Genomic DNA, 11,604 nt, shown 5'->3' with positions numbered 1-11,604 from the left:
CCCGCCCCTCTCTGCGAGACGGAATCATGACTGAACATGCCTTTGCGCCTTTTGTGCGTACTCTGGGCCGCGGCAAACGCGCCCGCCGCAGCCTCACCCGCGAAGAGGCCCGTGAGGCCATGCAGGCCATCCTTGATGGAGACGTCGAAGATATCCAACTCGGCGCCTTTCTGATGTTGCTGCGCGTAAAAGAAGAAACCCCCGATGAGCTGGCGGGCTTTCTCGATGCTTGCCGCCCGGCTTGCTACCAGGCGCTTGGCGAACTGCCCGCCGTGGATCTGGACTGGCCCAGCTATGCCGGCAAGAAAAAACATCACCCCTGGTATTTGCTCGCCACCGTGCTGCTAGCGGCCAATGGTATCCGCACCTTGCTACATGGCGGGCCGGCGCACACGCCGAATCGGGTCTATACCGATGCGCTTCTACCGAAGCTGGGCTTGCCCGTTGCCGACACTGTGACACAGGCCCAGGCGCACCTTGAAACACACGGGCTTGCCTATCTGCCCCTCGAGCAGTTCTGCTCGCCATTGTCGCGCATGCTCACCCTGCGCCACTTCCTAGGATTACGCTCGCCGATCAACACATTGGCCCGCAGCCTCAACCCCGCCCAGGCACCACTGTCCATGCAGAGCGTTTTCCACCCGGCCTATATTGAGCTGCACCAAGGTGCCGCCGCCCTAGCCGGTGACCAGGATCTACTGCTGTTCAAAGGTGAAGGGGGCGAGCTGGAAATCCGCCCGGATGCACGCACCCAAATTCAAGGCATTCGTCATGGCCAAGCGCTGCAAAGCGCGGTGCTCGATAGCACCATACCTCGGCAGACTCCGCCGGATGCCCCCAGTGCAGAAACGCTCTTGAAGGTGTGGCGCGGGGAAACCCGTGATGAGTACGGTGAACAGGCGGTGATTTCTACCGTAGCGGTGGCACTGTGGGGCCTGGACAAGGCAGATTCATTGCAGAGTGCGTTAAAAGAAGCCGCCGCTTTGTGGGAAAAGCGCGATAAAAAACGGCTCTAATGACACCTATCGGATTGTGCGAATTGTGCGAATTGTGCGAATTGTGCTCTTAGGTATTCGCCCTACAAACAGTGCGTTGTAGGGCGTGTCAAACGTAGCCGTAATGCGGTATTGAAGCGATCAGGGTTTGAACCAACCAAATTTAGGATGCAGGCTGACCACGCTGCCAACAATTATCAGGGTGGGGGCGTGAATTTCACGGCCTTCGATATCGTCAGGTAGCTGATCTAGCCTACCGGTAATCACCTCCTGAAGGTTAGTCGTGCCTCGTGACACCAGCGCGATGGGTGTGTCGCCCCCACGGCCGTGGGCGATCAGCTGGCTGCAGATTTCTCGCAAGCCCACCAACCCCATATAAAATACCACTGTCTCGGTTTCGCTGACTAAATGTTTCCAATCCAGATCCACCGAGCCATCTTTACGATGCCCGGTGACGAATCGCACGGATTGAGCATGGTCACGATGGGTTAGTGGAATACCCGCATAGGAAGCGCAGCCGCTGGCCGCAGTAATGCCTGGCACCACCTGAAAATCGATACCTTCCGCCACAATCAGGTCAATTTCTTCACCGCCACGGCCAAAGATAAAAGGATCCCCGCCTTTCAACCGGCAAACCTTCTTGCCTTGTTTAGCGTAATGAACCAGCAACTCGTTGATGTTGTCCTGGGGCAGCGCGTGCTTGTCACGGGCTTTACCCACATACACCAGCTCCGCATCGCGACGGGCCAGATCTACAATACCCTTGCCGACCAGGCGATCGTAGAGCACCACATCGGCTTTTTGCAGCAAACGCAGCGCTCGGAACGTGAGCAAGTCCGGATCCCCAGGGCCAGCACCCACCAGATACACTTCGCCTCGGCTCAGGGTTGTTGCGTCGGCAGATTCGATCGCAGCGGCGAGCATGGCTTCTGCCTCACTGTCCTTGCCGGCCAGCACTTTTTCCACGACTGGGCTATCCAGTGTTTGCTCCCAGAATAAACGCCGGGCACCGATGTTACTGAGCTTGTCTTTCAAGGGCTGACGGAAACGCGCCATCAGGTCAGCCAGTCTTCCCCAGCGCGCCGGCAAAGTGGATTCCAGCTGGGCTCTTAGTTTCCTGGCCAGCACTGGCGAAGCACCGGAGGAGCTGATACTGATTAACACCGGGGAACGGTCGACAATGGCCGGAAAGATGAAATCACCCAGCGAAGGATCGTCGACCACATTCACGGGCAAACCCCGTTGCTGGGCCTGTTTTGCTATCTCAGCATTGGTACTGCGATCATCGGTGGCACAAATAACCAGAGCGACCCCGTCTAGATCTGCGCTTTCAAACGCCCTGACCACGCAGGAACCGCCGCTACGCACCACAATATCGAGCAGCTCATCGCATACTTGCGGGGCAACTACAGTCAAAATCGCACCTGATCGGTGCAGAAGGCGCCCCTTGCGCAACGCCACTTCGCCGCCGCCGGCCAACAAAGCCACCTTGCCTTGTAAACGCCAGCTGATCGGTAGAAATTCCATGCTTGCTCCCAGTAAACGCCAGACGCTGAGTGAATGATGCCTGACACAAAAAGCGGCAAGCCTGCGTTAAAGGCATGCCATGCGACGAACGCAATGGTCGTCGTTTGTGCCTGAGCAACACTATTTCAGGCGTTCCAGACCTCTCATGTAGGGACGCAGTGCCTCAGGAACAGTTACTGAACCATCATCGTTCTGATAATTCTCCAGTATCGCTACTAAAGTACGCCCTACTGCCAGAGCAGACCCATTCAAGGTATGTACCAATTCGGGTTTACCGGTTTCCGGGTTGCGCCAGCGAGCCTGCATGCGACGTGATTGATAATCACGGAAGTTGGAACAGGAAGAAATTTCCCGATAGCACTGCTGGCTGGGAAGCCAGACTTCGATGTCATAGGTTTTGGAAGACGAAAAGCCCAAATCACCGCCACAAAGAATCACCACTCGATATGGCAAATCCAGTTTCTGTAAAATGGCTTCCGCATGGCCGGTCAGTGCCTCCAGCGCCGCATCGGACTCTTCAGGGCGAACCATCTGCACCAGCTCCACTTTTTCGAACTGATGCTGGCGAATCATACCGCGGGTATCTCTACCGTGGCTGCCCGCTTCAGAACGAAAACACGGTGTATGACAGGTATAACGACGGGGCATGGTGTTCGCTTCGAGAATTTCATCCGCGGCCAGATTGGTCACCGGCACTTCAGCGGTGGGAATCAAATAGAGTTCACGCTCACCTTCTATTTTAAACAGGTCTTCAGCGAACTTGGGTAGCTGGCCAGTTCCTCGTAGCGCTTCCGGCCCCACTAGGAAAGGCACGTACACTTCCTGATAGCCATGCTCGTCGCTGTGTATATCCAGCATAAAATCAATCAGCGCCCGGTGCATGCGGGCTAGGCCACCGCTCATCACTGCAAAACGTGCACCGGAAAGCTTAGCCGCGCGTTCAAAATCGAGCCCGCCCTCCAGCGCTTCACCAATATCCACATGGTCCTTCGGCTCAAACGGCAGTGTTTTCGGTGTGCCCCAGCGGCGCACTTCCACATTGTCGTCTTCATCATTGCCTGCAGGTACGGCTTCTTGCGGGACGTTGGGAATGCCCATCAGGTATTCACGAATTTCGTCCTGAATCGCCTTGGCACTGGCCACTTCCTTATCCAGTTCTGTATCAATGGTCTGCAGGGCGTCGGCCACCTGTGCCTTAGCCTCATCCACCGCCATACCGGACTTAATCAACTCGCCCACCTGCTTGGAAGCTTTCTTGCGATCCGCCTGTAATTCCTGGGAGCGCATATCTGCTTGCTTGCGCTTGGCATCCAAAGCGGCAAATTCCTCCAGGTCCAGGGTGTAGCCGCGTTTGCTCAACGCCGCCTTGATCGCTTCACCGTCCTGCCGCAAGGCACGAATATCCAGCATGTATTTCTTACTCCAAAATCAGAAAAGGCTGAGTTGAAAGTTTAAACTTTCAGCTTCCCAATGTTATTCAAAAAACAGTCGACCCAATGCTAGGCCCGCTATGCCCAACAACAAACAGGCCCCAACAGACCCCACCGCGTAACCGGCGGCAAGTATAAAGGCCCGCGCTTCCACCATCCGCACTAATTCAAACGAAAACGTAGAAAAGGTGGTCAGTGCGCCGAGCATGCCGGTCATCAATGCCAGCCGCCACACATCTCCCACTGGCAGGCTAGCCAACAAGATAGCCAGCAGGCCGAACAGGAAACTGCCTGCCAAGTTCACTCCGAAAGTGGCCCAAGGCCACGAGGGCATAGACGGAACGCCAAGCCATAAGCTGGTGGCGAAACGCAGGCAGGCGCCAACGGCGCCACCGATGGCTACCGCTATCCACGGCAGCATGCCGCCTTCGGTAATCGCTGATAACGACATTATTTGCGCTTCCCGTAGCGGGTCCAGTCACTGCTGGCGTTTAATTCTCGTAGGCGGGCCAGCTTTTCTGCCACTTTGATCTCAAGCCCACGATTCACCGGTTCATACAGCCGTGTGTCTTGAAGGCTGGCCGGGAAGTAATTTTCCCCAGGCACAAAAGCGTCCGGAAAATCATGGGCGTAATGATACTCGGCGCCAAAGCCTTCGTCTTTCATAAGCTGAGTGGGTGCATTGCGTAGGTGCAAAGGCACCTCATCGGTGGGTTGCTGCCGGACCAGCGCCCGAGCCTGATTATAGGCGTTATACACCGCATTGCTTTTCGGCGCGACAGCCAGATAGGCAATAGCCTGGGCGATGGTCAACTCGCCTTCCGGGCTGCCTAACCGCTCCTGCACATCCCAGGCTTGCAGGCACAGCGTCAATGCCCGCGGGTCCGCATTGCCAATGTCTTCACTGGCCATACGTACCACGCGGCGAGCAATGTAGAGCGGGTCGCAGCCGCCATCGAGCATACGAGCGAACCAGTATAGGGCCGCATCCGGGTCGGAACCGCGGACGGATTTATGCATGGCGCTGATTTGGTCATAAAATAGGTCGCCGCCTTTGTCGAACCGGCGAACGGCATCACGAAGCACTTCACGCATCAGGTCCGCGCCGATATTTGGCACGTCCACATCAGCCAGATCTGCAGCCACTTCAAGCATGTTCAGCAACCGCCGGGCATCGCCATCGGCATAGTTGAGCAACAGCTCGGTCGCTTGTGCATCTAGCTGCATGCCATTAAGTGCTGGATCATGCAGCGCACGGACAAGCAACCCACTCAGATCTTCCGGCGCCAGCGCGCGGAGCCGGTAAACCCGTGCTCGCGATAACAATGCGTTATTAAGCTCGAACGAAGGGTTTTCGGTAGTAGCGCCGATGAAGGTGATGGTGCCCTCTTCCACATGGGGTAAAAACGCATCCTGCTGGGCCTTGTTGAAACGATGAACTTCATCCACAAACAAGACCGTGCGCCGCCCCTGGCCCAGTAGAATCTGAGCTTGCTCCACCGCCGCACGAATATCTTTTACCCCGGACAACACCGCAGACAAGGTGATGAAGGCAGCATCCACGGTTTGCGCCATGATTAATGCCAGGGTGGTTTTACCCGTCCCCGGCGGGCCCCACAAAATCATCGAATGTAGCTGGCCCCGGTCCAGCGCCTGGCGCAATGGCTTGCCTTCACCCACCAGGTGCTGCTGACCTACATAGTCGTCCAAGCGAGTCGGCCGCAGGCGAGCCGCCAGGGGCTGAGCCTGTTGGGCAGCATCAAGGGCAAAAAGATCGCTCATGGAAAAACGCCTACTGGTGACTAGACAACGACCGGGTGCCCCGGCCGTTACCCGCCATTACTGTTGTTGCTGAATGACATCCGTGCCTTCCGGCGGATCGAAGTGGAACAAACTGCTATCAATACCGTCATTTAGGGTTAAGCCGATGAAATCAATCACAGTCTGCTGGCCCAATGCATCCTGAAGGCGCATGGACGCTGGCTGCCCCCCCTTGAAGGTGACGTCCAGTTGATCGAATAGCGGGTCCTGGCCTTTCGGGGTCAATCGGTAGGTTACTTCAGCCCCCCGATTGTCGCGCTCAGAGATGGTAAAAGCCTTGGCTACATCCGCAGGTTTGCCGCCAAACAGTAGCGCCGGAGTCTGTCCCAGATCCTGACTCAGCGGCCGCACTACCACTTGCTCTAGGTCCTTGTCGTACACCCAGACGGTAGTGCCGTCCGAGGCCGCCATCTGCTCATAGGGTGTTTCGGTCAGCCAGTAAAAACGGTTACCTCGTGCTACTTGAAACTTGCCCAAAGCTTCCTGCATGTGCGTTCCGCTCTGGTCCAGCACCACCTGCTCAAACCCGCCTTTCATGGATTCAAGCGTTTGCAAACGGCCTAACAAATCGTCCGTGGCATCGCCCCATGCGGTGGGCGAAAATAACACGGCGGGAACCATAGCCAAGGTTAACAGCAACTTTTTCATTCAAACTCCTATTTGACCGGCGGTGGCGCGATCACTTCACGCTGGCCATTGTTACCGGCCTCTGTGACTACCCCAGCCATTTCCATGGCTTCCACTAAACGGGCCGCTCGGTTGTAGCCAATTTTTAGTTTTCGTTGCACCGATGAAATCGACGCTCGCCGGGATTCGGTGACAATAGCCACGGCATCATCATATAGCGGATCATTTTCGTCATCGCTACCTTCACCGGCGCTCTCCATACCGGGCATCGGCGCGTTAAGGTCACTGCCACCCTCCAGGATTTCTTCCAGATAGTTAGGCTTACCGCGTTTACGCCAATCGTCACAAACCCGGTGCACCTCTTCATCTGAGACAAAGGCGCCGTGAACACGTTCCGGAACACTGGTGCCGCCGGGCAAATAAAGCATGTCACCATGGCCAAGCAGCTGCTCTGCTCCGCCTTGGTCTAGCACCGTGCGCGAATCGATCTTTGATGACACTTGGAAACCAATCCGTGATGGCACGTTAGCCTTGATCAGGCCGGTGATCACATCCACGGACGGGCGCTGAGTGGCGAGAATCAGGTGGATGCCAGCAGCACGGGCTTTCTGCGCGATCCGGGCGATCAGCTCCTCCACCTTCTTGCCGACAATCATCATCATGTCAGCGAATTCGTCAATCACGATGACGATATAGGGCAGATGCTCCGCTAGCGGTGCTTCTTCGTCCAGGTTCATTGGGTCGTCAGGCTTCCACAGTGGGTCCTTCAGCGGCTCGCCCTTCTTCTTGGCCTCTTCGACCTTGCGGTTATAGCCGGAAATGTTACGCACGCCCATGGACGCCATCAGCCGGTAACGGCGCTCCATTTCACCCACACCCCAGCGCAGCGCACCGGCCGCCTCTTTCATGTCAGTCACCACCGGCGTCAGCAAGTGAGGAATACCGTCATAAACCGCCAGTTCCAGCATCTTCGGATCAATCAGAATCAGCCGAACATCGTCCGGGCTGGATTTGAACAGCATGGACAGCAACATGGCGTTCACGCCCACGGATTTACCGGAGCCGGTGGTGCCTGCTACCAGCAAGTGGGGCATTTTTGCCAGATCGGCCATTACCGGGCCACCGGAAATGTCCTTGCCCAAGGCCATGGTCAAAGGGGACGGGGCTTGGTCAAACATCTGTGTGCCGACCACTTCGGTAAAGCGGATCATTTCCCGCTGCTCGTTGGGAATCTCGATTCCCACTGTGGTTTTACCGGGAATCACTTCCACCACTCGCACACTGATGACTGCCAGCGAGCGGGCCAGATCCTTGGCCAAATTAGTGATTTTGGAGACCTTAATTCCTGGCGCAGGCTGAATTTCGAAACGGGTAATTACCGGGCCAGGCTGGACCGCCACCACTTGCGCATCGATGTTGAAATCCTTGAGCTTGATTTCCAGCAGACGTGACATGCCTTCCAGGGCATCGTCGGAATAACCGCCCTTGCTCTCTTCTACCGGATCCAGCAAAGCAATAGGCGGCAGCTCACCGGTGACTTCCGTGGTGAACAGCTTCTGCTGCTTCTCTTGCTGTACTCGTGCACTCTTTTCCACCGGCTTGGCCGGCTTGGCGATTTTTGGCGGGGTGCGACTTTCCGCTTTCTTTTTCGCTTCGCTGATCACCTTGGCCCGCTTTTCGTGAGCATCTTTTTTCTGTCGTTGCTCTTCGCGCTGCCGTTTGCGGGCCAGCCACCAAGCAGGCACTTTCTCAATAGCCCCTAACACTAAAGCACCGAGCCCTTCGGCCAGTGCAATCCAGGACAAGTCGGTAAATATCGTTACCCCGATCAGAAACAACGCCACCATAATCAGGGTGCCGCCCAGCGGGTTAAACCCTGCCAAAGACGCAGCCCCGACTTGATGGCCAAGAATGCCCCCCGCCCCTTCAGGCAAACTCTCTCCCACCGTGAAATGCATGTAGGACAAGGCTGTTCCAGCGAGCATAGTGAGAATGAATCCAACCAGCCGCAAACTGAACAATGGCCAACTGCCTGGTAAACCCGCATGGCGTTCACGCAATACCTTACCGGCCCAGAAGCCCACCAAGACGGGGAAGAGGTATGCCATGTAGCCGAACAATCCCAGCAACAGATCAGCACTGAACGCCCCTGCACGGCCTGCGGCGTTACGCACAGCGTCCACATTGCCCACAAAAGTCCAACCGGGATCACGGCTATCGAAACTGATCAACGCCAACAGCAGGTAAAGGGAAAAGGCGATCAATGCGATCACCATACCTTCCACCAAACCGCGCTTAAGATGGCGGGAAAACCCGGACTGTCCTTGCCCGGAAACCGTTTTGCTCACGCCTTGCCCCTCGATAAAGTCAAACTATGAGATAAAGAATAGCTGATAACGAATTGAAATTATTGCGATTGTAGTCAATCGCGATGGGAGCAGCCAGCTTTGACCCTCCCTGTGCGCCCAAGCGCATCGCATTATTGCACACATTCCATATGCTCTGCGGCGGCGCGCCCCTGGCCGTCATTCTCCCTATTGCGCTGATAGCCCATGATCAGGCTTCACGGGACCGGCGTTTTCCGGTACTTTTCTCTGCCTTGAACGTGCAGGGTTTGCCCCCACTGTTGGCATAGCTAAGTCAGCCTTCCATGGCATGACTGACTTCCTGCAACCATCTACGTATCTACTGGAGTAACACATGAGCGACGTGCAGCACCATCGGCTGATTATTCTGGGCTCAGGACCGGCGGGTTACACTGCGGCTGTCTACGCTGCCCGAGCCAACCTAAAGCCGGTAGTGATTACTGGGATCCAGCCCGGTGGCCAGCTCACCACGACGACTGAAGTGGATAACTGGCCCGGTGATGTGGAAGGACTGCAGGGACCAGACCTTATGGTGCGCATGCAGCAACACGCCGAGCGATTTGATACGCAAATGGTATACGACCATATCAATGAGGTGGACCTCAAACAGCGTCCTGTCGTTCTTAAAGGCGACAACGGCACTTACACCTGTGACGCCCTGATCATCGCCACCGGTGCTACAGCCATGTACCTTGGGCTGGAATCAGAGGCAGCATTCATGGGTAAAGGGGTTTCCGCCTGCGCCACCTGTGACGGTTTCTTCTACAAGGGCCAAAAAGTGGCCGTGGTCGGCGGCGGCAACACTGCCGTTGAAGAAGCGCTGTACCTTTCTCACATTGCTGAGCATGTAACGCTTGTACATCGCCGCGACAGCCTACGCGCCGAAAAAATCCTCCAGGACAAGCTGCTCGCCAAGGACAACATCTCCGTTGAATGGGACCACACTCTGGAAGAAGTACTGGGTGATGACAGCGGCGTCACCGGCATGCGCATCAGATCCACGAAAGGCGAAGGCAGCAAAGATCTGGATCTGCAAGGGGTCTTTATTGCCATCGGGCACAAACCCAACACGGATATTTTTACCGGCCAGCTGGAAATGAAAGACGGCTACATCAAGATCGCTAGCGGCACCGAAGGCAATGCCACCGCCACTAGTGTAGAAGGGGTGTTTGCTGCTGGAGACGTGGCTGACCATATCTACCGCCAAGCAGTCACCTCCGCGGGGGCAGGCTGTATGGCCGCCCTGGATGCTGAACGCTTCCTGGACCACCTGAAAAACTAGTCCCGCAAACGAGGGCCGCGATTATGGTGCCATGGCTGGAACCTGGAGAACCCTTCCCTGATACCCGGCTCGCCCTCACCGACCCAGACGGCCTACTGGCTGCTGGGTCGGACCTTAGCCCTGATACTCTTCTAAGGGCTTACTCGACCGGCATCTTCCCTTGGTATGACGCTGAATCTCAGCCGATACTTTGGTGGAGCCCCGCCCCGCGCTGCGTAATCCAACTGGAACAACTGCATGTCAGTCGCAGCTTGGCACGCCATCTGCGCCGTGCTGATTTCACCGTGACCTTCGATCGTGCCTTTGAAACAGTGATGCGCACCTGTGCCGCCCCACGGCAAGACGAAGCCGGCACCTGGATAAGCGAAGACATGCTAGCAGCCTACTGCCGATTACATGAGCTCGGCTATGCCCATAGTGTGGAAATCTGGCAGAACGGTGCGCTGGCCGGGTGTCTCTATGGCATCCAGTTGGGGCAGATGTTTTTTGGTGAATCCATGGCATCACCGCAGCGCAACGGCTCCAAGGTTGCGCTGGTGGCGTTACGCAATTTCGCCCGGAAACTGGATATCCAGCTGCTTGATGCGCAAATCGAGAATCCACATCTCATGTCCATGGGTGCCGAGATGATGCCAAGAAGCGCCTTCGAAGCCCATCTTCAACGCTGGATTCCCAGCCAGCCGGCACCTAGCCACTGGCCCGGCGACCGCTTTGACTGGCCAGACCTACAGGCTGCGCATCAGGCTTTTTAGCGCCCCGCAGCTAAGCTACACTTAGCACCATGACTGACTTATCCACACTGCGCTTTTTTCGCACCCCAGCCCATGGCTGCAGTTACCTAGAAGACCGCCAGGCGTCTACTCTGTTTGTGGACCCCCAGGCGGCGCTATCACCGGAGCTTTATAGCGAACTGAGCCTGCTGGGATTTCGTCGCAGCGGTGACTACCTGTACCGCCCCCATTGCGACAGTTGTAATGCCTGTATTCCAGCCCGAGTGCGGGTGGATGACTTCCTCCCCCGCCGCCGTCACCGTCGTATCCTCAAACACAATGCGGATCTGACCGTGCACCGCGAGCCTGCTCGCTTCAGTCGTGAGCTGTACACCCTTTATGCGGCCTATATCAACGATCGCCACGGTGACGGCGACATGTACCCGCCTTCGGAGGAACAGTTCACCAATTTTCTTACCTGCGAATGGGCCGACACGCATTTCTACGGATTTCGCGAGAAGGGAAAGCTGCTGGCTGTGGCCGTTACCGACCAACTTAATGACGGCCTATCCGCCGTGTACACATTTTTCGACCCAACCCTGCCAGAACGCAGCCTGGGTGTTATGGCCTTGTTGTGGCAGATTGAACAGTGTCAGCGACTGCGGCTTCCTTACCTGTATTTGGGCTACTGGATTCGCCAATGCCAGAAGATGAGCTACAAAAACCAGTACCAACCCCTGGAGATTCTTGCCAGCGGCAGCTGGAAAGAGCAGTCGGAGCCCAATGATTCCGGGGATTGAGCCTATTGTTGCACCCATTTCCCAACTTCTTTTGCAGCCAGCGCCC

Annotated in this window: 10 protein-coding genes; 4 read left to right on the top strand and 6 right to left on the bottom strand. The window is 56.4% G+C overall.

From position 1 onward, the window contains the following. Positions 1–26 precede the first annotated feature (26 nt). Positions 27–1,016, top strand: coding sequence for a glycosyl transferase family protein (locus ABO_RS06695; protein ID WP_011588578.1), 990 nt, complete (start codon positions 27–29; stop codon positions 1,014–1,016). A gap of 120 nt (positions 1,017–1,136) precedes the next feature. Here the strand turns inward: ABO_RS06695 and cysG are convergent, their stop codons facing one another. The 6 genes from cysG to ABO_RS06665 all read right to left on the bottom strand — a co-directional run bounded on the left by cysG (position 1,137) and on the right by ABO_RS06665 (position 8,748). Further along, complete coding sequence (gene cysG, locus ABO_RS06690; RefSeq protein ID WP_011588577.1) at positions 1,137–2,522, bottom strand: siroheme synthase CysG; 1,386 nt, start codon at positions 2,520–2,522, stop codon at positions 1,137–1,139. A gap of 120 nt (positions 2,523–2,642) precedes the next feature. Beyond that, on the bottom strand, positions 2,643–3,932 hold the full coding sequence (serS, locus tag ABO_RS06685; RefSeq protein WP_011588576.1) for a serine--tRNA ligase: 1,290 nt from the start codon (positions 3,930–3,932) through the stop codon (positions 2,643–2,645). A 63-nt stretch (positions 3,933–3,995) separates the two neighbouring features. Further along, complete coding sequence (locus ABO_RS06680; RefSeq protein ID WP_011588575.1) at positions 3,996–4,403, bottom strand: fluoride efflux transporter FluC; 408 nt, start codon at positions 4,401–4,403, stop codon at positions 3,996–3,998. After that, the gene (locus ABO_RS06675; RefSeq protein ID WP_011588574.1) at positions 4,403–5,734 is read right to left on the bottom strand and encodes a replication-associated recombination protein A; all 1,332 of its coding nucleotides are present in this window, start codon (positions 5,732–5,734) and stop codon (positions 4,403–4,405) included. The genes ABO_RS06680 and ABO_RS06675 overlap by 1 nt, the downstream gene beginning before the upstream one ends. A gap of 57 nt (positions 5,735–5,791) precedes the next feature. Then, on the bottom strand, positions 5,792–6,421 hold the full coding sequence (lolA, locus tag ABO_RS06670) for an outer membrane lipoprotein chaperone LolA (RefSeq protein ID WP_011588573.1): 630 nt from the start codon (positions 6,419–6,421) through the stop codon (positions 5,792–5,794). Positions 6,422–6,429: 8 nt separating this feature from the next. Continuing rightward, complete coding sequence (locus ABO_RS06665; protein WP_011588572.1) at positions 6,430–8,748, bottom strand: DNA translocase FtsK; 2,319 nt, start codon at positions 8,746–8,748, stop codon at positions 6,430–6,432. A 352-nt stretch (positions 8,749–9,100) separates the two neighbouring features. Between ABO_RS06665 and trxB the strand changes: the two genes are divergently transcribed. Genes trxB through ABO_RS06650 form a run of 3 tightly spaced genes read left to right on the top strand, consistent with a single transcriptional unit; the run spans position 9,101 to position 11,558 of the window. After that, positions 9,101–10,048 (top strand): thioredoxin-disulfide reductase, encoded by a 948-nt coding sequence (gene trxB, locus ABO_RS06660; protein WP_011588571.1) that lies wholly within the window; start codon positions 9,101–9,103, stop codon positions 10,046–10,048. Positions 10,049–10,071: 23 nt separating this feature from the next. Next, positions 10,072–10,800, top strand: a complete 729-nt coding sequence (gene aat / locus ABO_RS06655; RefSeq protein ID WP_011588570.1) for a leucyl/phenylalanyl-tRNA--protein transferase — start codon at positions 10,072–10,074, stop codon at positions 10,798–10,800. A 29-nt stretch (positions 10,801–10,829) separates the two neighbouring features. Then, on the top strand, positions 10,830–11,558 hold the full coding sequence (locus ABO_RS06650; protein ID WP_011588569.1) for an arginyltransferase: 729 nt from the start codon (positions 10,830–10,832) through the stop codon (positions 11,556–11,558). The last annotated feature ends 46 nt before the right edge of the window (positions 11,559–11,604 follow it).

Source organism: Alcanivorax borkumensis SK2, from assembly GCF_000009365.1.
In the GTDB taxonomy this organism is placed as follows: Bacteria; Pseudomonadota; Gammaproteobacteria; order Pseudomonadales; family Alcanivoracaceae; genus Alcanivorax; species Alcanivorax borkumensis.
The sequence above is the reverse complement of the archived record's forward strand: the minus strand, read 5'-3'. Positions and strand labels throughout refer to the sequence as shown.

Coding starts and splice junctions, on each gene's coding strand:
- lolA (WP_011588573.1), bottom strand. CDS start 6,421: ATGAAAAAGTTGCTGTTAACCTTGGCTATGGTTCCCGCCGTGTTATTT.
- trxB (WP_011588571.1), top strand. CDS start 9,101: ATGAGCGACGTGCAGCACCATCGGCTGATTATTCTGGGCTCAGGACCG.
- ABO_RS06680 (WP_011588575.1), bottom strand. CDS start 4,403: ATGTCGTTATCAGCGATTACCGAAGGCGGCATGCTGCCGTGGATAGCG.
- serS (WP_011588576.1), bottom strand. CDS start 3,932: ATGCTGGATATTCGTGCCTTGCGGCAGGACGGTGAAGCGATCAAGGCG.
- ABO_RS06650 (WP_011588569.1), top strand. CDS start 10,830: ATGACTGACTTATCCACACTGCGCTTTTTTCGCACCCCAGCCCATGGC.
- ABO_RS06695 (WP_011588578.1), top strand. CDS start 27: ATGACTGAACATGCCTTTGCGCCTTTTGTGCGTACTCTGGGCCGCGGC.
- cysG (WP_011588577.1), bottom strand. CDS start 2,522: ATGGAATTTCTACCGATCAGCTGGCGTTTACAAGGCAAGGTGGCTTTG.
- aat (WP_011588570.1), top strand. CDS start 10,072: ATGGTGCCATGGCTGGAACCTGGAGAACCCTTCCCTGATACCCGGCTC.
- ABO_RS06675 (WP_011588574.1), bottom strand. CDS start 5,734: ATGAGCGATCTTTTTGCCCTTGATGCTGCCCAACAGGCTCAGCCCCTG.